This window comes from Micromonospora sp. bgisy143 (genome assembly GCF_057708145.1).
This window is the reverse complement of record NZ_JBYIRN010000010.1, coordinates 1-26,966: the sequence shown is the minus strand read 5'-3', so window position 1 is coordinate 26,966 and position 26,966 is coordinate 1. Positions and strand designations below refer to the sequence as shown.

The 26,966-nt window shown below is 72.4% G+C and carries 27 protein-coding genes; 22 read left to right on the top strand and 5 right to left on the bottom strand.

The window, feature by feature from the left end; translation table 11 throughout:
* The first annotated feature begins 26 nt into the window (after positions 1 to 26).
* From rplT to pheT, 4 genes are all read left to right on the top strand, one after another.
* Entirely contained in the window at positions 27 to 419 is a 393-nt protein-coding gene (gene rplT / locus AC3EN4_RS14240) for a 50S ribosomal protein L20 (protein WP_007458417.1), read from the top strand.
* 83 nt (positions 420 to 502) lie between these two features.
* Complete coding sequence (locus tag AC3EN4_RS14235) at positions 503 to 1,300, top strand: TrmH family RNA methyltransferase (protein ID WP_422739632.1); 798 nt, start codon at positions 503 to 505, stop codon at positions 1,298 to 1,300.
* A gap of 217 nt (positions 1,301 to 1,517) precedes the next feature.
* Complete coding sequence (gene pheS, locus AC3EN4_RS14230) at positions 1,518 to 2,585, top strand: phenylalanine--tRNA ligase subunit alpha (RefSeq protein WP_435206347.1); 1,068 nt, start codon at positions 1,518 to 1,520, stop codon at positions 2,583 to 2,585.
* A 41-nt stretch (positions 2,586 to 2,626) separates the two neighbouring features.
* A complete protein-coding gene (pheT, locus tag AC3EN4_RS14225; RefSeq protein WP_435206346.1) occupies positions 2,627 to 5,176 on the top strand; it encodes a phenylalanine--tRNA ligase subunit beta in 2,550 nt (849 codons plus the stop codon).
* A 170-nt stretch (positions 5,177 to 5,346) separates the two neighbouring features.
* Here pheT and AC3EN4_RS14220 read toward each other — a convergent pair whose 3' ends face one another.
* Entirely contained in the window at positions 5,347 to 5,850 is a 504-nt protein-coding gene (locus AC3EN4_RS14220) for a hypothetical protein (protein WP_435206345.1), read from the bottom strand.
* A gap of 197 nt (positions 5,851 to 6,047) precedes the next feature.
* Between AC3EN4_RS14220 and AC3EN4_RS14215 the strand changes: the two genes are divergently transcribed.
* The 9 genes from AC3EN4_RS14215 to argH all read left to right on the top strand — a co-directional run bounded on the left by AC3EN4_RS14215 (position 6,048) and on the right by argH (position 15,796).
* On the top strand, positions 6,048 to 6,881 hold the full coding sequence (locus tag AC3EN4_RS14215; protein WP_435206344.1) for an AfsR/SARP family transcriptional regulator: 834 nt from the start codon (positions 6,048 to 6,050) through the stop codon (positions 6,879 to 6,881).
* Positions 6,882 to 6,995: 114 nt separating this feature from the next.
* Complete coding sequence (locus AC3EN4_RS14210) at positions 6,996 to 8,255, top strand: chymotrypsin family serine protease (RefSeq protein WP_435206343.1); 1,260 nt, start codon at positions 6,996 to 6,998, stop codon at positions 8,253 to 8,255.
* Positions 8,256 to 8,461: 206 nt separating this feature from the next.
* Positions 8,462 to 9,463: an N-acetyl-gamma-glutamyl-phosphate reductase gene (argC, locus tag AC3EN4_RS14205; protein ID WP_435206342.1), complete on the top strand. Its 1,002-nt coding sequence runs from the start codon at positions 8,462 to 8,464 to the stop codon at positions 9,461 to 9,463.
* Entirely contained in the window at positions 9,460 to 10,632 is a 1,173-nt protein-coding gene (gene argJ / locus AC3EN4_RS14200; RefSeq protein WP_435206341.1) for a bifunctional glutamate N-acetyltransferase/amino-acid acetyltransferase ArgJ, read from the top strand. Before argC ends, argJ begins: the two co-directional genes overlap by 4 nt.
* Positions 10,633 to 10,662: 30 nt before the next feature.
* Positions 10,663 to 11,568 (top strand): acetylglutamate kinase, encoded by a 906-nt coding sequence (gene argB, locus AC3EN4_RS14195; RefSeq protein ID WP_435206340.1) that lies wholly within the window; start codon positions 10,663 to 10,665, stop codon positions 11,566 to 11,568.
* The gene (locus AC3EN4_RS14190; protein WP_435206339.1) at positions 11,565 to 12,806 is read left to right on the top strand and encodes an acetylornithine transaminase; all 1,242 of its coding nucleotides are present in this window, start codon (positions 11,565 to 11,567) and stop codon (positions 12,804 to 12,806) included. Before argB ends, AC3EN4_RS14190 begins: the two co-directional genes overlap by 4 nt.
* Positions 12,803 to 13,738 (top strand): ornithine carbamoyltransferase, encoded by a 936-nt coding sequence (gene argF / locus AC3EN4_RS14185; protein WP_435206338.1) that lies wholly within the window; start codon positions 12,803 to 12,805, stop codon positions 13,736 to 13,738. The genes AC3EN4_RS14190 and argF overlap by 4 nt, the downstream gene beginning before the upstream one ends.
* Positions 13,735 to 14,250, top strand: coding sequence for an arginine repressor (locus AC3EN4_RS14180; protein ID WP_435206337.1), 516 nt, complete (start codon positions 13,735 to 13,737; stop codon positions 14,248 to 14,250). Before argF ends, AC3EN4_RS14180 begins: the two co-directional genes overlap by 4 nt.
* Positions 14,251 to 14,332: 82 nt before the next feature.
* Positions 14,333 to 15,796, top strand: coding sequence for an argininosuccinate lyase (argH, locus tag AC3EN4_RS14175; protein ID WP_422740668.1), 1,464 nt, complete (start codon positions 14,333 to 14,335; stop codon positions 15,794 to 15,796).
* 42 nt (positions 15,797 to 15,838) lie between these two features.
* Here the strand turns inward: argH and AC3EN4_RS14170 are convergent, their stop codons facing one another.
* A complete protein-coding gene (locus AC3EN4_RS14170) occupies positions 15,839 to 16,192 on the bottom strand; it encodes an MmcQ/YjbR family DNA-binding protein (RefSeq protein WP_435206336.1) in 354 nt (117 codons plus the stop codon).
* 170 nt (positions 16,193 to 16,362) lie between these two features.
* Positions 16,363 to 16,788 carry a DNA-binding protein gene (locus tag AC3EN4_RS14165; protein ID WP_435206335.1) on the bottom strand — a complete coding sequence of 142 codons (426 nt, stop codon included), beginning with the start codon at positions 16,786 to 16,788 and terminating at the stop codon, positions 16,363 to 16,365.
* 77 nt (positions 16,789 to 16,865) lie between these two features.
* On the opposite strand from AC3EN4_RS14165, the gene AC3EN4_RS14160 reads away from it, so the two are divergent.
* The 5 genes from AC3EN4_RS14160 to AC3EN4_RS14140 all read left to right on the top strand — a co-directional run bounded on the left by AC3EN4_RS14160 (position 16,866) and on the right by AC3EN4_RS14140 (position 20,898).
* On the top strand, positions 16,866 to 17,549 hold the full coding sequence (locus AC3EN4_RS14160; RefSeq protein WP_435206334.1) for a DNA-3-methyladenine glycosylase: 684 nt from the start codon (positions 16,866 to 16,868) through the stop codon (positions 17,547 to 17,549).
* A gap of 89 nt (positions 17,550 to 17,638) precedes the next feature.
* Entirely contained in the window at positions 17,639 to 18,724 is a 1,086-nt protein-coding gene (locus AC3EN4_RS14155; protein WP_435206333.1) for a WD40/YVTN/BNR-like repeat-containing protein, read from the top strand.
* Positions 18,725 to 19,000, top strand: coding sequence for a ubiquitin-like small modifier protein 1 (locus AC3EN4_RS14150; RefSeq protein ID WP_422739648.1), 276 nt, complete (start codon positions 18,725 to 18,727; stop codon positions 18,998 to 19,000). It begins immediately after the preceding gene.
* Between the two features lie 123 nt (positions 19,001 to 19,123).
* The gene (locus tag AC3EN4_RS14145) at positions 19,124 to 20,266 is read left to right on the top strand and encodes an LLM class flavin-dependent oxidoreductase (protein ID WP_421476048.1); all 1,143 of its coding nucleotides are present in this window, start codon (positions 19,124 to 19,126) and stop codon (positions 20,264 to 20,266) included.
* Positions 20,263 to 20,898 (top strand): FMN reductase, encoded by a 636-nt coding sequence (locus AC3EN4_RS14140; protein ID WP_435206332.1) that lies wholly within the window; start codon positions 20,263 to 20,265, stop codon positions 20,896 to 20,898. The genes AC3EN4_RS14145 and AC3EN4_RS14140 overlap by 4 nt, the downstream gene beginning before the upstream one ends.
* Here the strand turns inward: AC3EN4_RS14140 and AC3EN4_RS14135 are convergent.
* A complete protein-coding gene (locus AC3EN4_RS14135) occupies positions 20,891 to 21,748 on the bottom strand; it encodes a universal stress protein (RefSeq protein WP_435206331.1) in 858 nt (285 codons plus the stop codon). The genes AC3EN4_RS14140 and AC3EN4_RS14135 overlap by 8 nt on opposite strands.
* A 195-nt stretch (positions 21,749 to 21,943) precedes the next feature.
* On the opposite strand from AC3EN4_RS14135, the gene AC3EN4_RS14130 reads away from it, so the two are divergent.
* From AC3EN4_RS14130 to AC3EN4_RS14120, 3 genes are all read left to right on the top strand, one after another.
* The gene (locus tag AC3EN4_RS14130; RefSeq protein WP_435206330.1) at positions 21,944 to 22,438 is read left to right on the top strand and encodes a GNAT family N-acetyltransferase; all 495 of its coding nucleotides are present in this window, start codon (positions 21,944 to 21,946) and stop codon (positions 22,436 to 22,438) included.
* Positions 22,439 to 22,453: 15 nt separating this feature from the next.
* Positions 22,454 to 23,095 (top strand): hypothetical protein, encoded by a 642-nt coding sequence (locus AC3EN4_RS14125; RefSeq protein WP_435206329.1) that lies wholly within the window; start codon positions 22,454 to 22,456, stop codon positions 23,093 to 23,095.
* A 127-nt stretch (positions 23,096 to 23,222) separates the two neighbouring features.
* On the top strand, positions 23,223 to 24,566 hold the full coding sequence (locus tag AC3EN4_RS14120; RefSeq protein WP_435206328.1) for a hemolysin family protein: 1,344 nt from the start codon (positions 23,223 to 23,225) through the stop codon (positions 24,564 to 24,566).
* Positions 24,567 to 24,579: 13 nt separating this feature from the next.
* Here AC3EN4_RS14120 and AC3EN4_RS14115 read toward each other — a convergent pair whose 3' ends face one another.
* Positions 24,580 to 24,969 (bottom strand): PaaI family thioesterase, encoded by a 390-nt coding sequence (locus tag AC3EN4_RS14115; RefSeq protein ID WP_435206327.1) that lies wholly within the window; start codon positions 24,967 to 24,969, stop codon positions 24,580 to 24,582.
* Positions 24,970 to 25,069: 100 nt separating this feature from the next.
* Here AC3EN4_RS14115 and tyrS point away from each other — a divergent pair, with 100 nt between their 5' ends.
* Positions 25,070 to 26,362 carry a tyrosine--tRNA ligase gene (tyrS, locus tag AC3EN4_RS14110; RefSeq protein WP_435206441.1) on the top strand — a complete coding sequence of 431 codons (1,293 nt, stop codon included), beginning with the start codon at positions 25,070 to 25,072 and terminating at the stop codon, positions 26,360 to 26,362.
* The last annotated feature ends 604 nt before the right edge of the window (positions 26,363 to 26,966 follow it).

The window sequence follows — 26,966 nt, the reverse complement described above, 5'->3', positions numbered from 1 at the left end:
CCACCTTTACGTAAGAAGGAGTTGAGATGGCACGCGTCAAGCGGGCTGTGAACGCCCAGAAGAAGCGTCGTACCCTGCTGGAGACCGCGAGTGGTTACCGCGGCCAGCGCTCCCGGCTGTACCGCAAGGCCAAGGAGCAGGTGCTGCACTCGATGCAGTACGCCTACCGGGACCGTCGTGACCGCAAGGGCGACTTCCGGCAGCTGTGGATTCAGCGGATCAACGCGGGCGCCCGGGCGAACGGGATGACCTACAACCGCCTGATCCAGGGCCTGCGTCTGGCCGGCATCGAGGTCGACCGCAAGATCCTGGCCGACATGGCCGTCAACGACGCCGCCTCGTTCGCGGCGATCGTCGAGCTGGCCCGGGCCGCGGTCACGGCCGAGGGCACCGGCGGCGCGGCGGCTCAGGCCGCCTGATCCCCACGCACCAGAACGAGGCGTCTCCCGCGTCGGCACCGCCGTCCGGGGGGCGCCTCGATCGTGCCCGAGGAGCAAACCCCATGGCCTTCACCCCGCGTACCCCCAGGATTGTCGCCGCCCGCCGGCTGCAACGCCGCCGGGACCGCGACGCCGCCGGCCGGTTCCTGGCCGAGGGCCCGCAGGCGGTCCGCGAGGCCCTGGCGCGGCCGGGGGTGGTCACCGAGCTTTTTGGTACGGCGACCGCGCTGGACCGCTATCCGGAGCTGGCCGCCACGGCGGCCCGGGCCGACGTGCCGGTCTCCGAGGTGACCGACGACGCCCTCGCGGCGTTGGCCGAGACGGTCGCCCCGCAGGGGCTGGTCGCCGTCTGCCGGCACCTGGACGTGCCGCTGGAGCAGGCCCTCGCGGCCGCTCCCCGGCTGGTGGCGGTGCTCGCCGAGATCCGTGACCCGGGTAACGCCGGCACCGTGCTGCGCACCGCCGACGCGGCGGGCGCGGGCGCGGTGGTCTTCGCCGGTGACGCGGTCGACCCGTACAACGGCAAGTGTGTCCGCGCCTCGGCCGGCAGCCTGTTCCACGTCGACGTGGTCCGCGCGCCCGACCCGGTCGCGGTGGTCGACGCGCTCCGGGCCGCCGGACTGTCGATCTTCGCCACCACCGGGTACGGCGACGACGACCTGGACGACCTGACCGACTACGGCCGACTCGTCGGGCCCACCGCCTGGTTGTTCGGCTCGGAGGCGCACGGGCTGCCCGAGACGTTGACCGCCGCCGCCGACGCCCGGGTGCGGGTGCCGCTGTACGGGCGCGCCGAGAGCCTGAACCTGGCTGCCGCCGCGGCCGTCTGCCTGTACGCTTCAGCGAGAGCGCAGCGCTGAGGGTGACCCTCGGCGCCACTGACAGCAGGGGAGAGCGTCCGTCCATGAACGCGCCACGGCGTTCGTTTAGCCAGCCCGCCGGTGTCGGCGGGCGGCGGGCCTGACCTGCTCCCTGCGCAACTCCTACCGGCGGGCTGCGGCACAGCCGCGCGTCCGTAGACTCGCTTCGCCGCCCCGATGACGGGCTGGCGCCGCCGTGAGGGAGTGCCCGTACGCCATGAGCTACCGCAACGATCCGTACGACCCGAAGCAGGTCGCCCTGCTCGACCCGGCCGCCCTGGCCGAGGCCGTCGCCGACGCCACGAAGGCGTTCGAGGCCGCCGCCGACCCGGACGCGCTGACCGCGCTGCGCCCCGCGCACCTCGGTGACCGGTCTCCGGTCTCCCTCGCGCGCCGGGAGATCGGCGCGTTGCCGCCGGCCGCGAAGTCCGACGCCGGCAAGCGGGTCAACGAGGCCCGCCGGGCGATCGAGTCCGCGTACGCCGAGCGCGCCGAGGTGCTGGAGCGCGAGCAGGCCGCGCGGGTGCTCGTCGAGGAGCGGGTGGACGTCACGCTGCCGTACGCCCGGCGTCCACGGGGTGCCCGGCACCCGCTCAGCACGCTGATGGAGTCGATCAGCGACCTGTTCGTCGGGATGGGCTACGAGGTGGCCGAAGGCCCCGAGGTCGACCTGGAGTGGGTCAACTTCGACGCGTTGAACATCCCCGCCGACCACCCGGCGCGCGGTCTGATGGACACCTTCCACATCGCGCCGGAGGGCTCCGGGCTTGTATTGCGAACGCACACCTCGACGGTGCAGACGCGCACCATGCTCAGCCGCAAGCCGCCGATCTACGTGATCGTGCCCGGCCGCGTCTACCGCACCGACGAGATCGACGCCACCCACAGCCCGGTGTTCCACCAGGCCGAGGGCCTGGTCGTCGACAAGGGCATCACGATGGCGCACCTGCGGGGCACCCTCGACCACTTCGCCCGGGCGATGTTCGGCCCCGAGGCGAAGACCCGGTGGCGGCCGCACTACTTCCCGTTCACCGAGCCGTCGGCGGAGTTCGACGTGTGGTTCCCGGAGCACCGCGACGGTCCGCAGTGGGTCGAGTGGGGTGGCTGCGGGATGGTCAACCCCCGGGTGTTGCGCGCCTGCGGGGTCGACCCGGAGGTCTACTCCGGCTTCGCCTTCGGCATGGGCATCGACCGGACCCTGATGGTCCGGCACGGGGTCAGCGACATCCGCCATCTCTTCGAGGGCGACGTGCGGTTCAGCCGGGCGCTCGGGACCGGGGCGTAGGGCGATGCGGGTACGAGACACGGGAACGGTGGTCTGAAGTCATGCGAGTTTCTGTCAGTTGGCTGCGGGAGTACGTCGACCTCCCCGCCGACCTGCCCACCGGTGACCTGGAGCAGGCCCTGGTCGACCTCGGCATCGAGGTCGAGTCCGTACAGGACCTGCGCGCGAGCGTCACCGGTCAGCTCGTCGTCGGCGAGGTGCGCGAGATCGAGGAGCTGACCGGCTTCAAGAAGCCCATCCGGTTCTGCCGGGTAGACGTGGGCGCCGCCAACGGCACCGGCGAGCCGCAGGAGATCGTCTGCGGGGCGCGCAACTTCGCCGTCGGTGACCGGGTCGTCGTCATCCTGCCCGGCGGCGTCCTGCCCGGCGGGTTCGCGATCGGCGCCCGCAAGACGTACGGGCACAACTCGGCCGGCATGATCTGCTCGGCCAAGGAGTTGGGCCTGGGCGACGACCACTCGGGCATCATCGTGCTGCCGCCGGACACCGCCGCCAAGCCGGGTGACGACGCGCGGGCCGTCGTGGGCCTCGACGACGTCGTGTTCGAGCTGGAGATCACCCCCGACCGGGGGTACGCGCTGAGCCTGCGCGGCCTCGCCCGGGAGCTGTCGCACGCGTTCGACGTGCCGCTGCACGACCCGGGGATGGCACCCGCCCCGGGTGGCACGCCGACCCCGGCGTACCCGGTGGAGGTCCGCGACACGGTCGGCTGCGACCGGTTCACCGCCCGCCTGGTCCGCGGCGTCGACCCGAACGCGCCCACACCGTCCTGGATGGCCCAGCGACTGGTGACCGCCGGCATCCGCAGCATCTCGCTGCCGGTCGACATCACCAACTACGTGATGTTGGAACTGGGCCAGCCGATGCACGCCTTCGACGCCGACCGCATCGCCGGGCCGCTGGTGGTCCGCCGCGCCGAGGCGGGGGAGAAGCTGACCACCCTGGACGGGGTCAGTCGGGTGCTCACCGCCGACGACATGGTGATCTGCGACGACACCGGGCCGATCTCCCTGGCTGCGGTGATGGGCGGCGAGACCAGCGAGGTCGACACCGGAACCACCACCAACGTGCTCTTCGAGGCGGCCCACTGGGACCCGGCCATGGTCGGGCGCACCGCCCGCCGGCACAAGCTGTTCAGCGAGGCCGCGAAGCGCTGGGAGCGGGGCGTCGACCCGGCCGTGGCGCTGGTCGCGCTGGAGCGTGCCGTGCGACTGCTCACCGAGCACGGCGGCGGCACCCCGGGCGACGAGATCCTGGACATCGACCACGTCCGGCCGCGTACCCCGATCAGCCTGCCGGCGGACCTACCGACCCGTCGGGTCGGCGTCGAGTACCCGCCGGCGCGGGTGGTCGCCCTGCTGGAGCAGGTCGGCTGCACCGTCGCGCAGGGTGCCGACCGGCTGTCCGAGGACCCGGGCACGGTCGGCGTGGCCAGCGGTGTCGGGACGACGCTGAGCGTCACCCCGCCGACCTGGCGACCCGACCTGACCGACCCGGCCGACCTGGTCGAGGAGGTCGTCCGCCTCGACGGGTACGACCGGGTGCCGTCGGTGCTGCCGACCGCGCCGCCCGGTAACGGCCTGACCCCGCGTCAGCGCCGCCGCCGGGCCGTCGCCGGATCGCTGGCCGAACGCGGGTACGTGGAGGTGCTCGCGCACCCCTTCGTCTCTCCGGAGTTGGCCGACCAGCTCGGCCTGCCGGCCGACGACCCGCGCCGACCCGCGGTGCGCCTCGCCAACCCGCTGTCCGAGGAGGAGCCGCTGCTGCGTACCACGCTGCTCGGCCCGCTGCTCGGCATCCTCAAGCGCAACCTCGGCCGGGGCCACCGCGACCTCGCCCTCTACGAGATCGGCGCCGTCTTCCACCCGCGCCCCGACGCCGGCAGCCCGCCGGCGATGGGCGTGGACCGCCGGCCCACCGACGAGGAGTTCGCCGCCGCCGACGCGGTCGTGCCGGCCCAGCCGGTGCACGTCGCGGCGGTGCTCGCCGGTGACCTGGACCCGGCCGGCTGGTGGGGCGCGGGCCGCCCGGCCGGCTGGGCGGACGCCATCGAGGCGGCCCGGGACGTGCTGGCCGCCGCCGGCATCCCCGACGAGCGGGTCGAGGTACGCGCCGCCGAGTACGCGCCGTGGCACCCGGGCCGCTGCGCCGAGCTGCGGGTCGACGACACCGTCGTCGGGTACGCCGGTGAGCTGCACCCGGCGGCGGTCGCGGCGTTGGAGCTGCCCCGCCGTACCTGCGCCATGGAGCTGAACCTGGACGTACTGCCGCCGGTGCCGGTGACTCCCGCGCCGACGGTGTCCGGGTTCCCGCCGGCGCTGATCGACGTGGCGCTGGTGCTCGACGAGTCGGTCCCGGCCGAGCAAGTGCGTCGGGCGCTGGAGGCGGGCGCCGGCGAGCTGCTGGAGGACGTGCGGCTGTTCGACGTGTACTCCGGCGCGCAGCTCGGCGAGGGTCGCCGGTCGCTGGCGTACAAGCTGACGTTCCGCGCTCCGGACCGGACGCTGACGGTGGAGGAGGCGCTGGCCGCCCGGGACGCGGCGGTCGCCGTCGTGGCCGAGCGTTTCGGCGCGACCCTGCGCGGCGCGTAACCGGGAGGTGCCCCGTCCTGCGGTCTCTCGATCTGCGGGTTCGGCTTCCTGGCCGTGCACCAACGAGCAAGGCCCTGACCTGGCGGTACCCGCCAGGTCAGGGCTTTTCTCGGGTACGTCGATCGGGTAGGGCTCGCTCGGTGGGTGCCCGGGATCCGTTGGGCCCGAGGTCAGTCGACCCGGAGTGAGTCGGCGATCGCGTCGGCGTCGGCCGGGTCGTCGGCGACCGCGATGACGACCACCCGTTGGTCGGCGATCACCACCACCCGCCGCGCCCGGCCGTCCGGCAACACATCCCCGCCCCGGATCACGGGGTGGCCGGCCGCGTCGCCCTGCTCGGTGGCGATCGCCGCCACCGGATCGCGGGCGAGGTCCCTGGACCGTCGAACCTCCGCGTAGTCGACGCGGGGCGCCGGCGTCAGCGCGCAACCGGCGACGACGTCGAGATCGACGATGTACGTGTCCCGGACCGGCGTACCGCACTTGACGGCGTTGCGCGGCCACTGCGCCGGCACCGAGATCCGTACGCCCTCGCTGGAGACCTCCTGTGTGCCGGATGGGTCGCCGCCGGGCGCGGCTTCGCGCCCGCACGCACCAAGGCCGGCCACCGCCGCGACGGCGACGGCGACGGCGACGATCGGCGGCCTCCTGCGGCCGTTCAGGTCGAGGTTCATGCTCGGCCCTTCCTCGGGTGGCGCGCCAGCAGCACGGACCGGGGATGGGCCCGACGGTTGCTGCCCGAACCTGCCCCACCCGCGCCGATGAGCCGGCCAGCCACTGACGACATCAGCGACTCACAGGTTACTTCCCGTGATCGACCGTGGAAGAATCACGACAATCAGCTTTATCGATACACGGGGAGGTAACGTCGATGGCTGATATCGATGCGGTGCGTCCGTCGCCCGCGGAATCCCATGGTCCGGCACATTCCACGGCGACCCTTGCGGCGCAGCGGACGACGGTCCGGCTGTTCGGTCGGACAGCGGTGTGGCGCAACGAGGCAGAGGTGCCACTCGGTCCGGCAGGGCAGCGAACGCTCTTCGCCGTGCTGGCTCTGAACGCCGACCGTCCGGTGCCCCGGCAGGAGCTACTCGACGTGCTCTGGTCGGACAGTCAGCCCCGCGAAGCGGTAAACGTCATCCAGACCTACGTCAAGCGGCTGCGGCGTTCCCTGGAGCCGGAGCGCCCGCCGCGCGCCCCGAGCGGCCTCCTGGTCCGCGTGGGCGACGGCTACGCGCTTCGCATCGGTGCCGACGCCGTCGACCTGGGACGGTTCCGCGTCCTGGTGGGTGCAGCCCGTACGGCACGGCGCTACGGCGATCACGAGCGAGTCTGCCTCCTGCTCGAGGAGGCCCTACGGCTCTGGCGCTCACCCCTGCTGGCGGATCTCCCGGCGCTCGCCGCGCAGCCACCGGTTCGAGCGATCGAGGGCGAACGCGCGATGGCGGTCTGCTGGTACGCCGAGGCCGCGCTGCGCCAGGGCGCTGCCGACGAGGCGCTCGTCACCGTCGACCAGGCGGCTGCGGTGTCCCCGCTGGACGAGAGCCTGCACGCCTGGCTGATCCGGCTGTGTCTGGCGGTCGGGCGGCGTGCGGAAGGGCTGGCGGCGTACCGACGGATCGAACGCCGCTTGGCCCGCGATCTCGGGGTGGATCCGCGACCGGAGTTGGAGCAGCTGCGGCGGGCGCTGGTCGCAGCGGGGTGAGCCGGTCCAGTTGTCGACCAGTCCGCATCCATCGACGTAGGTGATCCTGGTGTCGCCGTCCTGACTGTCTGGTCGGGACGGTGTCCGATCGCCTCGAAGAAAGGACCTCCGGACATGACGCGTCGTCCGTCAGGACGTTCCTACCTCCTACTGGCCCTGCTGCAGGTGGGTGCCCTCACGCTGGGGGCAACACCCTCGCCTGCCGCGGCCGTCCCGGAGCCGAACGATTCGCGGCACCTGGTCAACCTCGACAGGCTCGGCGCGAGCGATCTGGAACGAGCGCAGGCGCCGCTCGTCGCGCTGGCCGACCAGATCCAGCAGCGGGTCGCGAAGCAGCGGCTCTCGGGCTTCACCGGCGTCGCTGTCGACGTCGAGGCCCGGCAGGTGACGCTCTACTGGAAGGGGGCCCCGCCGGCTGCCTTCATCAAGGGCCTGACCATGGCCGAGGGGGTCCGACTCGGGACCGTCGCGGTGCCGTACTCGCTCGCCGAACTCGACCGTGAGGCACGACGGATAGCCCAGGAGAACCAGTCGACGGTGGCGTCGGTGGGGCCACGCGACGACTTCCGTGGGCTGACGGTCGCCGTGGACCGCGAAGCCGTCAGCGGCTTCCGCGCATCCGCCGACCTTGCCAGCACCATCCCGTTGACGGTCACCACGTCCGCGCGGACCGAGCCGGCGAGCCGGTGGACGGATGTGGTGCCGTACTGGAGTGGCAACGCCATCCAGCGCCCCGTCGGCAGCGGGAACGTGGTCCGCTGCAGCACGGCCTTCGCGGGGAAGACAACCAGCGGTACGGACGTCATGGTGACCTCGTACCACTGCGGGAAGAACACCGAGTGGAAGTCGCCGGGTAACGGATGGATCGTCGGAAACTCCAACGCCGGCCAGGCGTCCATCGACTCCATGCTGATCACGGGCAGCTACTACGAGGGCAACATGTACGTCGGTGACTACCAGTCCAACCAGGGCGTGCCGATCTACGGTGCGGGAAACCCGGCGTTGAACTCGTGGGTCTTCTCCTCGGGTTCGCACTCCGGCGCCTCGGTCGTGCAGGTGCAGGCCGTCAACAAGTACATCAACCTCGAAGGCGTGGGAACCGTGGGTCCGGGTTTCTACACCGTGAACACGGACGGCGTCGCGTCGATCGGGCAGGGCGACAGTGGTGGTCCGATCGCGCAGGCGGTGTCGGTCAGCGGCGGTACCGCGATCTACGGTCGAGGGGTCATCACCGGCGGATCACCGGACACCGCAGGGCCCTGTCAGGGCGTGCAGAGTTCCGGCCGGCAGTGCTGGCGCGAGACGTTCCACGTCAACATCTACGAGGTCATGGCCCGCTGGGGGATCACGATCGGAAGCAGTGGCGGGGTCTGACCGGCTCCGGGAGTGTGGCGAGCTGGGCGGTGGCGCACCGCCCAGCTCCGCCCGCGGGCACACCTGGAGGACCGGGCCGCCCGCTTGGTAGAACTGAGAGTGTCACCGCGCGGCCCGGCCCCTCATTAGCATGCACTGCTCTGCATGAACTTGCACCCGCGAGTCATCCTTGTTAATCTTCGCTGCATAGTCATGCGGAGGTGGGTATGGGGATTCGAGTCGCGGTCGCCGGAGCGAGCGGGTACGCCGGTGGCGAGCTGCTGCGTCTGGTCGCCGGGCACCCGGAGTTCGACCTGGTCGCCGCCACCGCGCACCGCCAGGCCGGGCACCGCGTCGACGTGGTGCATCCGCAGCTCACCGGGCTCGACCTGGTGCTCGGCGAGACCGACCCGTCGACCCTCGCCGACGCCGACCTGGTCTTCCTGGCGCTGCCGCATGGTGAGTCGGCGGCTCTCGCGGCCCAGCTCCCACCCGAGGTGCGCGTCGTCGACCTGGGCGCCGACCACCGGCTCGCCGATCCGTACGCCTGGGCGCAGTACTACGGCGGCACGCACGCCGGCCAGTGGACGTACGGCCTGCCCGAGCTGCCCGGCCAGCGGGAGCTGATCGCCGGCTCCACCCGGGTCGCGAACACGGGCTGCTACGCCGCCGCGATCACCCTGGCTCTCGCGCCGTTGATCGCCGACGGTGCGGCCAGCCCCGCCGACGTGGTGGTGGTCGCCGCCTCGGGAACGTCCGGAGCGGGCCGGGCGACGAAGCCGCACCTGCTGGCCAGCGAGGTGCTGGGCGACCTGTCGCCGTACCGGGTCGGCACCCACCAGCATGTGCCCGAGATCAAGCAGGCCTCCGGTGCCACCGGCCTGTCGTTCACCCCGGTCCTCGCGCCGATGCCACGCGGCATCCTCGCCACGGTCACCGCCGTGCCGGCCCGCGGCGTCGACCCGCAGCAGGTGCTGGCGCAGGCGTACGCCGACGCGCCGTTCGTGCACGTGCTGCCGGAGGGGAGCTGGCCGCACACGGCCGCCACGCTGGGCTCCAACTCGTGTCACCTGCAGGCGACCGTCGACGTCGACTCCGGTCGGCTGATCGTGCTCAGCGCGCTGGACAACCTCGGCAAGGGCGCCGCCGGCCAGGCCGTGCAGAACGCCAACCTGATGCTCGGCCTGCCGGAGACGACGGGCCTGTCCATCTGGGGAGTCAGTCCGTGAGTGTCACCGCCCCCCGGGGGTTCCGGGCGGCCGGGGTGGCCGCCGGGTTGAAGGCCAGCGGTGGCGCGGACGTCGCCCTGGTGGTCAACGACGGCCCGGACGCCGGTGTCGCCGGTGTCTTCACCACCAACCGGGTCAAGGCCGCGCCGGTGCTCTGGAGCCAGCAGGTCGTGCAGGGCGGCGTGGTCCGCGCCGTGGTGCTCAATTCCGGTGGCGCGAACGCCTGCACCGGCCCGGCCGGTTTCCAGGACACGCACGCCACGGCGGAGCACACCGCCTCGGCGCTGAGCGCGGTCAGCCCGCGGCTGCTCCTCGGGGCCGGCGAGGTGGCGGTCTGCTCCACCGGCCTGATCGGTGCGCGGCTGCCGATGGAGAAGTTGCTGCCGGGTGTCCGTACCGCGATCCGGGAGCTGTCGCGCGACGGCGGCCCGGCCGCCGCCGAGGCCATCATGACGACGGACACCAGGCCGAAGACGACGGTGGCGCGGGGTAGCGGCTGGACCGTGGGTGGGATGGCCAAGGGCGCCGGGATGCTCGCGCCCGGGATGGCCACCATGCTCTGCGTGCTCACCACCGACGCGGTGGCCGGGCCGGCGGCGCTGGACGAGGCGCTGCGCGCGGCCACCCGGGTGACCTTCGACCGGGTCGACTCCGACGGCTGTATGTCCACCAACGACACCGTGCTCCTGCTGTCCAGCGGCGCCAGTGGCATCGAGCCCACCCCCGCCGAGCTGGCCGCCGCGGTCACCTCGGCCTGTCACGACCTGGCGCAGCAGCTCATCGCCGACGCGGAGGGGGCCACCAAGCAGGTCGCCATCGACGTCGTGGGGGCGGCGAGCGAGGACGACGGGGTCGAGGTGGGTCGCTCGGTGGCTCGCAGCAACCTGGTCAAGACGGCGTTGTTCGGCAACGACCCGAACTGGGGTCGGATCCTGGCCGCCGTCGGCACCACGTCCGCCGCGTTCGAGCCGGACCAGGTGGACGTGGCCGTCAACGGGGTGTGGGTGTGCCGGGGCGGGTCCGCCGGCGAGGACCGCTCGAAGGTCGACCTGATCGGGCGGGACGTGACGATCCGGATCGACCTGCACGCGGGCGATGCGACGGCCACGATCTGGACCAACGACCTGTCCCACGCGTACGTGCACGAGAACTCGGCCTACTCAACGTGAGCGCGAGGAACGCAGCGAAAGGCCAGTACTGTGAATCTCACCAGTGATCTCACCCGGGCGCAGGCGAAGGCGGAGACGCTGATCGAGGCGCTGCCCTGGCTGGCGCGTTTCTCCGGCTCCACCGTCGTGGTCAAGTACGGCGGCAACGCCATGACCGAGCCGGAGTTGCAACGGGCGTTCGCGGCCGACATGGTGTTCCTGCGCTACGCCGGCCTGAAGCCGGTCGTGGTGCACGGCGGCGGTCCGCAGATCTCGGCCATGCTGGGTCGGCTCGGTATCGCCAGTGAGTTCCGCGGCGGCCTGCGGGTGACGACCGCCGAGGCGATGGACGTGGTCCGGATGGTGCTCGTCGGACAGGTCGGCCGGGAACTGGTCGGGCTGATCAACTCGCACGGCCCGTACGCCGTCGGCCTCTCCGGCGAGGACGCGCGGCTGTTCACGGCGGTGCGCCGGTCGGCGTACGTGGACGGGGAACCCGTCGACGTCGGCCAGGTCGGCGACGTCGAGTCGGTGGACACCTCAGCGGTGACCGACCTGATCGACGCCGGCCGGATTCCGGTGATCTCGACGGTCGCGCCGGACGCCGACGGGGTCCTGCACAACCTCAACGCGGACACCGCCGCCGCCGCGCTCGCCGTCGCGCTACGAGCCCGCAAGCTGGTCGTCCTCACCGACGTGCCCGGCCTGTACGCGGACTGGCCGGACACCAGCAGCCTGGTCTCCGAGATCGCCGCGGACGACCTGGCCAAGCTGCTGCCGCGCCTGGAGTCGGGGATGGTGCCGAAGATGGAGGCCTGCCTGCGGGCCGTGCGGGGCGGTGTGCCCGCCGCGCACGTCGTCGACGGCCGGGTGGCGCACTCCACGTTGCTCGAGGTGTTCACGTCGGAAGGGTTCGGAACGATGGTGGTGCCGCAGGACGGGACGGTCGGGGCATGAGCAGCCTGGTGCAGCGCTGGACGCAGTCCATGATGGACAACTACGGCACGCCGCCGTTGGCGCTGGTCTCCGGCGCGGGCGCCGTGGTCGTCGACGAGGCGGGCCGCGAGTACGTGGACCTGGTCGGCGGGATCGCGGTGAACTCCCTCGGGCACGCCCATCCGGCGGTGGTGGCCGCCGTGTCGAAGCAGGTGGCCACGCTCGGGCACGTCTCCAACCTCTTCGTGGCCGAGCCGCCGGTGGCTCTCGCGGAGCTGCTGCTGGCGCTCGCCGGCCGACCCGGCCGGGTCTTCTTCGCCAACTCCGGCGCGGAGGCGAACGAGGCCGCCTTCAAGCTGTCCCGGCGCACCGGGCGCAGTCACGTGGTCGCCACCAACGGCGGCTTCCACGGTCGCACCATGGGCGCCCTCGCGCTGACCGGTCAACCGGCCAAGGCGGACCCGTTCCGCCCGCTGCCCGGCGAGGTGACCCACGTCGACTACGGCGACGTGAGCGCCCTTGAGGCGGCGGTCACCGACGCCACCGCGATGGTGATCCTGGAGCCCATCCAGGGTGAGAACGGTGTGGTCGTACCGCCGCCCGGCTACCTGACGGCGGCTCGGCGGATCACCGCCCGGCACGGGGCGTTGCTGGTGCTCGACGAGGTGCAGACCGGCGTCGGCCGGACCGGGCACTGGTTCGCGCACCAGGCCGAGGGCGTGGAGCCCGACGTGGTGACCCTGGCCAAGGGCCTGGGCGGCGGGCTGCCGCTGGGCGCGACGCTCGCCTTCGGCCGGGCCGCCGACCTGCTCACCCCCGGTTCGCACGGTACGACCTTCGGCGGCAACCCGGTGAGCTGCGCCGCCGCCCTCGCCGTGGTGGCGACCATCGCCAACGAGGGGCTGCTCGACCACGTCAAGCGGGTCGGCGAACGGCTGCGTCGTGGCATCGAGGCACTGGAGCACCCACTCGTCGCGGGCGTACGCGGGGCCGGGCTGCTGCTCGGCGTGGTGCTCGCCGCGCCGGTGGCGACGGTCCTGGCCGAGGCGTTGCGGGAGGCCGGCTTCCTGACCAATCCGGTGCAGCCGGGCGTACTCCGGCTCGCCCCGCCGTTGATCCTCAGCACCGAGCAGGTCGACGCGTTCCTGGCCGCGCTTCCGGCGGCCCTCGACGCGGCGGCCCCGGCGGCGGCCGGTGCGAGCGCCCCCGCGACGCCCGTATCCTCCACCCAGCCCACCACGACGAGGACGATCGCATGATCCGGCACTTCCTGCGCGACGACGACCTGACGCCCGCCGAACAGTCGAGCGTGCTCGACCTGGCGGCCCGGATGAAGGCCGACCGCTTCGGCCACCAGCCGCTGGCCGGCCCCCGCTCGGTGGCGGTGCTCTTCGACAAGCAGAGCCTGCGGACCCGGATCTCGTTCGACGCCGGCATCGCCGAGCTGGGCGGGCATCCGCTGGTGGTGGACACCCAGGTCACCCACTTCGGCCGGGGCGAGACGCTGGCCGACGCGGGCCGGGTGCTGTCCCGCTACGTCGCGGCCATCGTCCTGCGGACCCACGGCGACGACCGGATCGCCGAGGTCGCCAGCGGCGCGACCGTACCGGTGGTCAACGCGCTCACCGACGGCTTCCACCCCTGCCAGTTGCTGGCCGACCTGCTGACCGTCCGGGAGCGGTGCGGCGGCACGACCGGCCGGACGCTGACCTACGTGGGCGACGGCGCGAACAACATGGCGCAGTCGTACCTGCTGGCCGGTGCGATGGCCGGGATGCACGTGCGGATCGCCGGACCGGCAGGGTTCGCGCCGGACCCGGCCGTGGTGGCGAGGGCCACCGAGATCGCCGCCGGCACCGGCGGGTCGGCACGGGTGCTGACCGACCCGGTGCAGGCGGTCCGGGACGCCGACGTGGTGGCGACCGACACCTGGACGTCGATGGGTCAGGAGACCGACGGGCTGGACCGGGTCACCCCGTTCCTGCCGTACCAGGTCAACAAGGAGCTGCTCGACCACGCCGCGCCGGACGCGATCGTGCTGCACTGCCTGCCCGCCCACCGGGGCGAGGAGATCACCGACGAGGTGCTCGACGGTCCGCGGAGCGCGGTGTTCGACCAGGCGGAGAACCGGCTGCACGCCCAGAAGGCGCTGCTCACGTTCCTCCTGACGGTCTCCGGGGAGCGACGATGACGGCTCCGCTGACCCGCGCCGCGCGGCACGCCCGGATCGTCGAGCTGATCCGGGACCGGCCGGTACGCTCGCAGACCGAACTGGCCGACCTGCTCGCCGCCGACGGGGTCGGGGTCACCCAGGCGACCCTGTCGCGTGACCTGGAGGAGTTGGGCGCGGTCAAGGTGCGCGGCGGCGACGGCCCGGCCGTCTACCTGATCCCCGAGGATGGCAAGCGCCCGCTGCGCGACGCCGAGGCCGCGCCGGCCCGGCTGATCCGGCTGCTGCGCGAACTGCTCAACGGGGTGGACGCCAGCGGCAACATCGCCGTGCTGCGGACCCCGCCGGGCGCGGCCCAGTACCTGGCCAGCGCGTTGGATCGGGCGGGCCTGCCCGAGGTCGTCGGCACCATCGCCGGCGACGACACCATTCTCGTCGTGGCACGGGAGACCATCGGCGGTGCCGCGCTCGGTGACAAGCTCGCCGGTTGGGCCCGCCGGGAAGACAGCGTCGAAGGGAACAGCGCACCATGACCGCGCAACTGTGGGGCACGCCGAGCCGGACGGCTGCGGCCCGCGACGCCCGGATGGGTGGCTGACGAGCATGGGTACCACAATGGGCGGCGTGGACGACAAGAGCCTCACCGAGAACAGCGCCGGCACCAACCGGACGAGCCTGTGGGGTGGCCGGTTCGCCGGCGGTCCCGCCGAGGCGCTCGCCCGACTGTCGGTGAGCGTGCAGTTCGACTGGCGCCTCGCCCCGTACGACATCGCGGGTTCCCGGGCGCACGCCCGGGTCCTGGCCGGCGCCGGCCTGCTCGACCCGGAGGAGCTGGGTCGCATCCTGGCGGCCCTGGACGACCTGGAGGCGGCCTGCGCGTCGGGGACGTTCCGGCCCACCGTCGACGACGAGGACGTGCACACCGCGCTGGAGCGCGGGCTGCTGGAGCGCCTCGGCAGCCTCGGCGGCAAGCTGCGCGCCGGCCGGTCCCGCAACGACCAGGTCGCCACCGACCTGCGGCTCTACCTGCGGGATCACGCGCGGGGGGTGGCCAGCCGGGTCGTCGAGCTGGCGGAGGCACTCGTCGAGCAGGCCGAGCGGCACGTCGACACCGCCGCGCCCGGCATGACCCACCTCCAGCACGCACAGCCGGTCACCTTCGGCCACTGGCTGCTGGCGCACGTGCAGCCGCTGCTGCGCGACCTGGAGCGGCTGCGCGACTGGGACAACCGGACGGCGATCAGCCCGCTCGGTGCGGGCGCGCTCGCCGGGTCCGGGCTGCCGCTGGACCCGGTGGCCGTCGCCAAGGAGCTGGGTTTCCGGACGTCGTTCGCCAACTCGATGGACGCGGTCGCCGACCGGGACTTCGTGGCCGAGTTCCTCTTCACCACCGCGCTGATCGGGGTGCACCTGTCCCGCCTCGGCGAGGAGGTGGTGCTCTGGACGTCGCACGAGTTCGGCTGGGTGGAGCTGGACGACGCGTTCGCCACCGGCTCGTCGATCATGCCGCAGAAGAAGAACGCGGACATCGCCGAGCTGGCCCGGGGCAAGTCCGGTCGGCTGGTCGGCGGCCTGATGACGGTGCTGACCATGCTCAAGGGTCTGCCCATGACGTACGACCGGGACATGCAGGAGGACAAGGAGCCCGCGTTCGACGCCGTCGACACGCTGGAGCTGCTGCTCCCGGCCCTGGCCGGAATGATCTCCACGATGACCGTCCGGGTGGACCGGCTCGTCGCCGCCGCCCCGGTGGGCTTCTCGCTCGCCACCGAGGTCGCCGACTGGCTGGTCCGGCGCAACGTGCCGTTCCGGGACGCGCACGAGATCACCGGCCGGTTGGTGGCGCTCTGCGCGGCCCGCGAGTGCGAGCTGGAGGACGTCTCGGACGCCGACCTGGCGGCCGTCAGCGAGCACCTCGACCCGTCCGTGCGGGACGTGCTCTCGGTGCGCTCGGCGCTCGCGGCCCGGACCACCCCCGGCTCGACCGGTCCCGGCCCGGTCGCCGACCAGCTCGCCGCCGCGGCGGACCGGCTGGCCGGCTGGCGGGAGTGGGCCACCGAGCGGGTCGTACCTCGCTGAGGTCACCGTGGCGTCGGCGCGAGCCGCCGGCGCCACGGTGGTTCAGGCCGTCGGGCGCTCCCGCTTCGGGAGCTTGGCCACCACCATGTCGTACGACGAGTCGACCGCCTCGGTCAGCTCGTCGAGGTCGATCCCGCCGTCCAGGCGCAGCGTGTTCCAGCCGGACCGGCCGATGTACGGCATCGGTCGCGCGTCGGCGGGATAACGGTGCAGCCACTCGTCGGCGATCTCGCGGTTCGCGCCGCACTTGACGCCGACCGTGGGCTCCTTGTCGGCGTTGCCGAGGAACGCGAAGATCCGGCTGCCCACCTTCACCACCTCGTCGTCCTCCCACGGCCGGTCCAACCACGCCCCCGGCTTGGCCAGGCAGTACGACAACATCTCCCCACGCTCCACAAAAACCTCCCTCATCGCCCCGTTGCGCCCCCGCGCCCGTCCCCGCCCCCCCGCGCCCCCCGCGCCCTCACTCTCGCGCCGATCTTGCAGTTTCTGTTGTCGAAGTGCGAGGCAACGTCCCGTTATGTCGCCACAGCAAGTGCAAGATCGGCGCGGGGTGGGGGCGCGGGTTAGGGGTGGTTTTCGGTTTGGCGGGCGGCTAGGCGTTCGTAGCGTTGGCGGGCTGCCTGGGCGCTGCCGAGGCCCAGCCCGTACGCGATGGACTGCCAGGTCAGGCCCCGGTCGCGGGCGAGGGTGAGCAGCCCGGCCTCCAGGGCGTCCAGTTCGGCGCGTACGTGGGGGAGCAGCGTCAGCGCGGCGGTCAGGTCGCCCGCGTCGACCGGCTCCTCGGCGGGTTCCCGCTCGGCGCCGCCGGCGGCGAGGGCGGTGACCAGGGCGACGGCCTCCCACGGGTCCAGCACGTACGGGTGGGCCCAGCGTCCCCGCCGCGCGTCGGAGCCGGCGTGCCGCTCGCTGATCCGTTGCAGCGCCTCGTAGGTGCGGTGGGCGCGCGCCCGACCCGGGTCGGGCGCCGTGAAGAGGTCCGGGGTCGTCATGTCCCGAGCACACCTCATCAACGACATGTTGTCAACAGAATGTTGAAAAGCCCGGCGGGGTGGGTACCGTTCGGTCCATGGATCTCGTGCCGGACGATCGCACCGCCGACGCCGACGCCGACGCCGACGCCGACGCCGACGCCGACGCCGACGCCGACGTCGCGGAGCTGGCGGACCTGCTCGCCGGCCCGCTGCTGCCGGCCGCGCGCGGCCTGCTCGGCTGCCGTCTGACCGCCGGAGGCGTCACCGTCCGGATCGCCGAGGTCGAGGCGTACGCGGGCACGGCCGGTGACCCCGCCTCGCACGCCCACCGGGGCCGCACGCCCCGCAACGCGGTGATGTTCGGTCCCGCCGGGCACGCCTACGTCTACTTCACCTACGGCATGCACTGGTGCATGAACGTGGTCACCGGTGACGAGGGCGAGGCCGCGGCCGTGCTGCTGCGCGCCGGCGCGGTGGTCGACGGGCTGGACACGGCACGGCAGCGCCGGCCGGCGGTACGACGCGACGTGGACCTCGCCCGTGGGCCGGCCCGGCTCTGCGCCACGCTCGGCATCGACCGCGCGGCGTACGGCGCTTACCTGCTCGCCGACGGTGCGGTCCGGTTGCGGCCGCCGGCCGAGCCGGTGCCACAGGAGACCGTGGTGGCGGGGCCCCGGGTCGGTGTGACGGGCGCGCATGACCTGCCCTGGAGGTTCTGGCTCGACGGTGATCCCACCGTCAGCGCGTACCGGCGGCACGTACCCCGCGTCCGGCGGTGAGGGCCGCCCGCGGCGTGTGACCGGTGAGGCTGTCGGGGGTTGTGGCCATAATCACCCCACCTGCCCCACCGACGGTTCGGAGGACGTCCATGGCAACGCTGCTCGCGATCGGCACGGCGAAGGGGCTGTTCCTCGCCACCAGCGCCGACGATCGGCGCACCTGGGAAGTCAGCGGCCCGCACCATCCGAGGACCAGCGTCTACTCGGTCGCCCTCGACACCCGGCGGGCGACCCCACGGCTGCTCGCCGGGCTGACCAGCTCCCACTTCGGTCCCACCGTCGCGACCAGCGACGACCTCGGCGCCTCCTGGGACGAGCCCGACCACGCGCCGGTCGCCTTCCCGGCCGACACCGGCGCGTCCCTGGGGCGGGTCTGGCAGCTCATGCCGGCCGGCCCGGGCGAGCCGGACGTCGTCTGGGCCGGCACCGAGCCGTCGGCGCTGTTCCGCTCGACCGACGGTGGCCGCACCTTCGAGCTGGTCCGCGCGCTCTGGGATCACCCGCACCGCCCGCACTGGCAGGCCGGATTCGGTGGCCAGGCCGTGCACACCGTGCTGCCGCACCCGCGTGACCCGGGCCGGCTGCTGGTCGCCATGTCCACCGGCGGGGTCTACCGCTCGGAGGACGCCGGGGCGAGCTGGACCCCGGGCAACGTCGGCATCCGCGCCGCCGGCCTGGCCGACGAGTGGCCGGAGTTCGGCCAGTGCGTGCACAAGGTCGCCCGGGACGCCGGCAACCCCGAGCGGCTCTACGCGCAGAACCACTTCGGCGTCTACCGCTCGGACGACGACGGCCGCACCTGGTCGTCGATCGCCGACGGGCTGCCCAGCGACTTCGGCTTCCCGATGGTCTCGCATCCCGGGCGTCCCGGCATGATCTGGACGTTCCCGCTGGTCGCCGACGTCGAGCGGTACCCCACGGACCACCGCTGCCGGGTGTACCGGTCGGCCGACGCGGGAGGCAAGTGGGAGCCGCTGTCGGTGGGTCTGCCCGAGGGCCCGTTCTACCCGGCGGTGCTGCGCGACGCGATGTGCGCCGACGACGCCACCCCCGGCGGGGTCTACCTCGGCACCCGCTCCGGCGAGGTCTACGCCAGCGCGGACGAGGGCGACTCCTGGTCGCTGGTGGCCGCGCACCTGCCCGACGTGCTCTGCGTCCGGGCGGCGGTGGTCTGAGTGGTCACCGTGCTGCTGCCCGGTCCGCTGCGCGGCGAGGCCGGCGGCGCGAGCCGGCTGAGCGTCGACGCGGCGGGCACGCTGGGGGCGGTCCTCGACGAGTTGGCCGCCGGTCATCCGCGCCTGGCCCGACGGATCCGCGACGAGCGCGGGGAGCTGCGCCGCTACGTCAACGTGTACGTCGACGGGGAGGACTGCCGGCACTCCGGAGGGCTGGCCACGCCGGTCGGCGACGGCGCCCAGGTGCAGGTGCTGCCGTCGGTGGCCGGGGGGTGATTCCCGGACGTGACCGGCGTCACCGCAGGCCATGCCCCCGATGGAATAGTTGACTCGTCAAATAAGTTGTGAGCTGCGTCCGGGTACCACGACGGCACCCGGTTGACACGCGAGGAGCTGGTCATGCAGTTCGGAGTCTTCACCGTCGGTGACGTCACGGTCGATCCGACCACCGGTCGGGAGCCGACCGAGCATGAGCGGATCAAGGCGATGGTCGCCATCGCGCTCAAGGCCGAAGAGGTCGGGCTCGACGTCTTCGCCGCCGGTGAGCACCACAACCCGCCGTTCGTCCCGTCGTCGCCGACCACCATGCTCGGTCACATCGCGGCCCGCACCGAGCGGCTGCTGCTGTCCACCGCGACCACGCTGATCACCACCAACGACCCGGTGAAGATCGCCGAGGACTACGCGATGCTCCAGCACCTGTCCGACGGTCGGGTGGACCTGATGATGGGCCGCGGCAACACCGGCCCGGTGTACCCGTGGTTCGGCAAGGACATCCGCGCCGGCATCCCCCTGGCCATCGAGAACTACGACCTGCTGCACCGGTTGTGGCGTGAGGACGTGGTCGACTGGAAGGGCCGCTACCGTACGCCGTTGCAGTCCTTCACCTCGACGCCGCGTCCGCTCGACGGCGTGCCGCCGTTCGTCTGGCACGGCTCGATCCGCAGCCCCGAGATCGCCGAGCAGGCCGCGTACTACGGCGACGGCTTCTTCGCCAACCACATCTTCTGGCCCAAGGAGCACACCCAGCGGATGGTCGGCCTCTACCGCGAGCGGTACGCCCACTACGGCCACGGCTCCGCCGACCAGGCCATCGTCGGCCTCGGCGGCCAGGTGTTCATGCGCCGCAACTCGCAGGACGCCGTCAAGGAGTTCCGGCCGTACTTCGACAACGCCCCGGTCTACGGGCACGGGCCGTCGCTGGAGGAGTTCACCCGGGAGACCCCGCTGACCGTGGGCAGCCCGCAGCAGGTCATCGACCGCACGCTCGGCTTCCGCGAGTACGTCGGCGACTACCAGCGGCAGCTCTTCCTGATCGACCACGCCGGCCTGCCGCTCAAGACCGTGCTGGAGCAGCTCGACCTGCTCGGCGAGGAGGTCGTGCCGGTGCTGCGTAAGGAGTTCGCGGCCCTGCGCCCGGTGCACGTCCCGGAGGCGCCCACCCACGCCTCGCTGGTCGCCGCCGCCGGTGGCGCGAAGGACAGCACCGTGCACGCCGTCGACGACGTGACGGGCAAGGCGCCGGAGGGGGCGACCCGATGACCCGCCGCACGCTGGCCGTGGTGTCGGCGGGGCTGAGCCAGCCCTCGTCCACCCGGCTGCTCGCCGACCAGCTCGCCGGGGCGACCCGCGACGAGCTGGCCCGGCGGGGCCACGACGCGGAGCTGCGCGCGATCGACCTGCGCGAGTACGCCCACGACGTGGTCAACAACATGCTCACCGGGTTCCCGCCGGCCGCGCTGCGCGAGGCCATCGACACGGTGACCGGGGCGGACGGCATCATCGCCGTCACCCCGATCTTCAGTGCCTCGTACAACGGGCTGTTCAAGTCGTTCTTCGACGTCCTGGACGCGGGTTCGCTTGTCGACCGGCCGGTGCTCATCGCTGCCACCGGTGGCACGGCCCGGCACTCCCTCGCGCTGGAACACGCGGTCCGCCCGATGTTCAGCTACCTGCGGGCGGTGGTGGTTCCCACCGCGGTCTTCGCCGCCCCGGAGGACTGGTCCGACGGCACCGCGGACGGCGCGTTGCGCGGTCGGATGCGGCGGGCGGCCGGGGAACTGGCCGACCAGGTCGAACGCCGGCCGCTTAGCAGTGGCCCGGCGGACCCGTTCGCCCTCACCACCGACTTCCTGCAGATGCTCGACCGAGGTGGCGACACCCCGGTCAACTGACCGGGTGGGCCACCAGCACCGGGCAGTGCGCGTGGTGGACGGCGGCCTGACTGACCGAGCCGAGCAGCAGCCCGGCGAATCCGGCCCGACCCCGGGTGCCGACGACCAGCAGCGACGCCGCGCCGCTGGCCTCGACGAGCCCCTGGGCCGGGCTGGCCGCCCGGACCGGGTGCTCCCGCACCACCAGGTCGGGATGCTCGGCCCGGACGACGGCGGACGCGTCGGCGAGCAACCGCACCGCCTCGGCCTGCTCGGCGGCCTGCGCCTCCTCGATCTCGTCCGGCACCGGCCGGTCACCGCCCGGCGAGCCGACATGCGCCAGCACCAACGGGACGTCGCGTAACGTCGCCTCGACCGCCGCGTGACCGACGGCGAGCTGCGACGGCTCGGAGCCGTCCACGCCGACCACGACCGGCCCGTCCACGTCGATCGGCCGCCCCTCGGGACGGACCACCAGCACCGGGCAGTGCGCGTGCGCGGCGACCTGCGCGCCCACCGAGCCGAGCAGCAGGCCGGTGAAGCCACCCAGCCCCCGGCTGCCCACCACGACCAGTTCCGCCCGGCGGGACTCCTCGACCATCGTCGCGCCGGGCCCACCGGCGACCAGACGTACCTCGACGGCGAGGCCGGGGAACCGCTCGGTGAGGTCGGTCGCCACCCCCTGCACCATCTTCTGCGACTCCTCGGACGGCGCCGGCATCATCAGGTCGTACGGGTTGAGGGGCGCGTGCAGGTAGCCGTGCACCACCAGCAGCGACCGGGACCGCAGCTGGGCGGCGCGGGCCGCGTGCTCCGCGGCGACGAGACTGGACGGCGAACCGTCCACGCCCACCACGACAGGTCGGTTCATCACTTCTCCCTGGATCGGCCACTCCCATTCTCAACGCCCCGCCCCCGCCCCGCCCGCACGCCGCGCCGCCCCACCCCGCCGCCGATCTTGCACATTCTGTCGACGATATGTCGGCTTACTGCGCTTCCGTCGCCACCGCAAGTGCAAGATCGGCGGGGGCTGGGGGCGAGGGCTGGGGGTGCGTAGGCTTGGTGGGTGGCGTTCGATGTGCGGCTGCGGGCGGTTCGTGAGGACGACCTCGTGGAGTTCTTCCTGCACCAGCAGGATCCGGAAGCGAACCGGATGGCGGCGTTCGGTCCCGCCGACCCGTCGGACCACCGCGAGTTCGCCCGGCACTGGGCGCGGGTGCTCACCAACCCGGCGAACCTGGTCCGCACCGTCGAGACCGACGGCGAGGTGGTCGGCTACGTGAGCGCCTTCCCGGTCGACGACCAGACCGAGGTCAGCTACTGGATCGACCCGGCCCGCTGGGGTCGGGGCCACGCCACTGCGGCGCTGGCAGCCCTGCTGCGCGAGCTGCCCCGGCCGGTGCACGCCCGGGCCGCGAAGGACAACGCCGCCTCGCTCGCGGTGCTCCGCAAGTGCGGCTTCGTCGTGGTCGGTGAGGACTCGGGGTACGCCAACGGGCGCGGCACCCAGGTCGAGGAGTGGCTGCTGGAGCTGCCCGCCGACGCCCCTGACCTGGGCTAGCACTAGTCTCGCGGGGTGAATTGGTTGGATCTGGTCGGCTGGGCCGGCTCCGCGGTGCTGGTCTGGTCGCTGCTGCAGTCGCGCATCCTGCGGCTGCGTGCCCTGAACCTGATCGGCTGCGCCGTGTTGATCGGCTACAACGCCGCCATCGAGGTCTGGCCCATGGTCGGGCTCAACATCGTCCTCGCGGTGATCAACATCTGGTACCTGCGGGGCATGCTCGCCACCCGGCACGACGAGCAGACCTACCAGGTGGTCCAGGTCGGGGTCGACGACCAGTTCCTCGCCCACACGCTGCGCGTGCACGGGCCGGACATCGCCCGGTTCAACCCCCACTTCCGGTGGGACCCGTCCGCCGTCGACCGTTCAGCCTTCCTCGTGGTCACCGCCGACGAGGTGGTCGGGGTGGTGCTGTCGCACGCCGAGGCGCGCGGGGTGGCCCAGATCGACCTGGACTACGTGACCCCGAAATTCCGGGACTTCACCCCGGGCGAGTTCGTCTACCGGCGCAGCCGCCTCTTCACCGAACGCGGCTTCCACCGGGTCGTCAGCCCGCCCGGCATGATCGCCCCCTACTACCACCGGCTCGGTTTCCGCCCCGAGGGCGACTCGTACGTCCTGGACCTGCCGACGTCACCGGCCGCCGAATCGGCGTAGCGTCACCCCGGCAGGATTCGGCCGGCGTCGCACGGGGCACAGATGCGCGTACGCCGGTCGGGCTCGTCGACCGGCGGGCGCCGCGCGTACCGGCCGGCGTCACCATCGCAGAGGGAGCGAACCGGGCGTGCAGAGCTACGGGAGCCAACTGGCCCTGGTCGGGATCCTGATCGTGATCAACGCGCTCTTCGCCGGCAGCGAGATGGCGTTGGTGTCGCTGCGGGACAGCCAGATCCAGCGCCTCGAACGCACCAGCCGGGCCGGACGGGTGCTGGCCCGACTCGCCAAGGACCCGAACCGCTTCCTCGCCACCATCCAGATCGGCATCACCCTCGCCGGCTTCCTGGCCTCCGCCGCCGCCGCGGTCTCCCTCGCCAAACCCCTCGTCCCCCTGCTCGGGGTCTTCGGCAGCGCCGCCGAGACGGTGGCGATCGTGGTGGTCACCCTCGCGCTGACCTTCGTCACCCTGGTCTTCGGCGAGCTGGCGCCCAAGCGGATCGCCATGCAGTCCGCCGAGCGGTGGGCGCTGCTGGTCGCCCGCCCGCTCGACGTGCTCGCCAGCCTGACCCGGCCGGCCGTGTGGGCCCTCGGCGCCACCAGCGACCTGGTCGTCCGCCTGGTCGGACTCAACCCGAAGCACGAGCCCGAGGAGATCGGCCCGGACGAGTTGCGCGAGATCGTCGCCGGCAACCACGGCTTCACCAAGGAACAGCGCACCATCATCGCCGGCGCCGTCGAGATCGCCGACCGGCGGTTGCGGGCGGTGCTCGTACCCCGTTTGCAGGTCTTCACGCTCGACAGCGGGACCACCGCGGAGGCCGCGCGGCTCGTGCTGGCCGCCACCGGGCACTCCCGGGCGCCCGTGGTGCGCCACGGCGGCCTGGACGACACCGCCGGCGTGATCCACCTGCGCGACCTGGTCGGCGTCTCCGACGACCGGCCGATCGACGAGATCGCCCGCCCGCCGATGCTGCTGCCCGACTCACTGCCGGTGGTGGACGCGCTGCGCCAGTTCAAGGCCGAGCGCCAGCACATCGCGCTCGTCGTGGACGAGCGCGGCGCGGTCGACGGCATCGTGACGCTGGAGGACATCCTGGAGGAGATCGTCGGGGAGATCTACGACGAGACCGACCGGGACGGCTACTCGGTGCGCCGGGAGCCGGACGGCACCCTGGTGCTGCCCGGCACCTTCCCGGTGCACGACCTGCCGGACATCGGCGTCGAGCTGCCGTCCCGTCCGGCGGGTGACTACACCACCGTCGCCGGGCTGGTGCTGGCCCGCCTCGGGCACATCCCGACGGTCGCCGGCGAGGACGTCACCCTGGACGGCTGGGTGCTGACGGTGGCCGGCATCGACCACCGGGCCATCACCGAGGTACGCCTGCGGCAGGTCCCCGCCGCCGACGAGGCGGTTGACGACGGTGACGCCGATGAGCCCGTCGAGCCGGTGCTCGACGAGGCCCGCAGCTGACCGAACCCGCCGGTCAGTCGCGCGAGAGGTTCTGCAACCGGACCTGACCGCGGGCCACCAGGCGCTCCTTGGCGTCGGTGATCTCCACCTGCCAGAGCTGCTGGCTGCGCCCCCGGTGCACCGGGGTGCCGACCGCCCGCAGCTCGCCGTCGGGCACGGCGCGCAGGAAGTCCGTCTGGTTCGACACCCCGACCACCGTGCCCCGGTCGGCCAGCCAGAGCGAACCGCCGACGCTGCCCGCGGTCTCCACGACCGAGCAGTACACGCCGCCGTGCTGGATGCCGAACGGCTGGTGCAGGTCAGGACGAACCTGCCAGCTGATGACGACGCGGTCGGGGGTCGCCTCCTCGAACTTCAGGCCGAGCAGGTTGACGAAACCACCCGTCAGATCCGGTGTCTCCACGGCAGAACCCTCCTGAAAACAGTGGGGCGCAAGCGTAACCGGGCGCGTCGCGCCAAACCCGGTACGGGTCGGTGCCGGCGATGGGGGAGAATCGGTGACCGTGACCGACAGCAACTCCCCGCCGTCCGGGCGGGACTCCCTGACCGACGACCTGCTCTGGCGTGGCCTCATCCAGGACTCGACCGGCCTCGACGAGCTGCGTGAGCTGCTCGACGGCGGGACGGCCACCACCTACTACGTCGGGTTCGACCCCACCGCGCAGAGCCTGCACGTCGGCTCGCTCATGCAGGTCACCACGGCCCGACGGCTGCAACTCGCGGGGCACCGCCCGCTGCTGCTCGTGGGCGGAGCGACCGGGCAGATCGGCGACCCGAAGGAGAGCGCCGAGCGGACGCTCAACCCGCCCGAGGTGATCGCCGGCTGGGTCGAGCGGATCCGCGAGCAGCTCGCGCCCTTCGTGTCGTACACCGGTGACAACGCGGCCCAGCTCGTCAACAACCTGGACTGGACCGGCGAGATGTCCGTGGTCGAGTTCCTCCGCGACGTGGGCAAGCACTTCCCCGTGAACAAGATGCTCGCCCGGGAGGTGGTGCGGGCGCGGCTGGAGACCGGCATCAGCTTCACCGAGTTCAGCTACCAACTTCTGCAGGCCAACGACTTCTTCGAGCTGCACCGCCGGCACGGCTGCCAACTCCAGTTCGGTGGCTCCGACCAATGGGGCAACATCACCGCGGGCGTCGACTACGTGCGGCGGCGCGGCGCCGGGCCGGTGCAGGCGTTCACCACACCGCTGGTGACCAAGGCCGACGGTACGAAATTCGGCAAGACCGAGGGCGGTGCGGTCTGGCTCGACCCCACCCTGACCAGCCCGTACGCGTTCTACCAGTTCTGGCTCAACGTCGACGACCGGGAGGTCGACCGCTACCTGCGGTACTTCAGCTTCCGTACCCGCGACGAGCTGGAGGAACTGGCGAAGGCGACGGCCGAACGGCCGGCGGCCCGGCTGGCCCAGCGGGCGTTGGCCGAGGAGTTGACCACGCTGGTGCACGGCGCCGAGGAGACCCGGCAGGCGGTCGCCGCCAGTCAGGCGCTGTTCGGACGGGGCTCGCTCGACGACCTGGCCCCGGAGACGCTGCGCGCGGCGCTCACCGAGGCCGGCCTGGTGCAACTCGGCGGAGAACTCCCGGACGTGGCGGGCCTGTTGCGGGACTCCGGGCTGGTGAGCGGGCTCAAGGAGGCACGTCGGGTCATCGCCGAGGGCGGCGCGTACGTGAACAACACCAGAGTGACCGAGGTGGACGCCACGGTGTCGACCGACGACCTGCTGCACGGTCGGTACCTCGTGCTGCGCCGGGGGAAGCGGTCGTTCGCCGGCGTTGAGCTGGGCGAATAGTCGACCGTCGACAATGTGACGGGGGACGCGTCCGGCGGATTTGACGATCATCGGGCCGGACGCGTAACTTTCTCTCTGCCAGCGCGGAACGGACGAAACAGGCGAAAGCCTGAAGCGGCCGGAGCGCGGTGACGGCCTCGGGGTCGGGCGGGTTCGCCGCCGGATCGCCGACCGGGTGGTGCCCACGGAAACGCCGCGAGGCGGATTTGGTGCGGCGGAACCGACCGGGTAAGGTAGTCAGCCGGCAGGGAAACGGACGAGCAAGCGGGCAACCGCTGCGGCCGGCCTGCCAACCCATGACGCGAGCGGCGCAAGCCGGTCGAACCATGGTGCCCGCAACACGGCAGAAAGCACGACGAACCGGGAAACACCGGTTTGACACGGCAGAAACCAGCGGGTAACGTAGTAAAAGTGCCTGGCGCTGAAAGCGCCGGACACGCGGAACGAAAAGCCCCGGGATGGGGCCCACGGATGTGGGTCGTTGATCGGTGTGTGGTTGTTCTTTGAGAACTCAACAGGGTGCTTGTAAAGCCAGTGCCAATTATGATTTATACCCCGGACTGGTCAGGCTTCGGTTTGGCTGGTTGGGATTCCTTTGGCAACA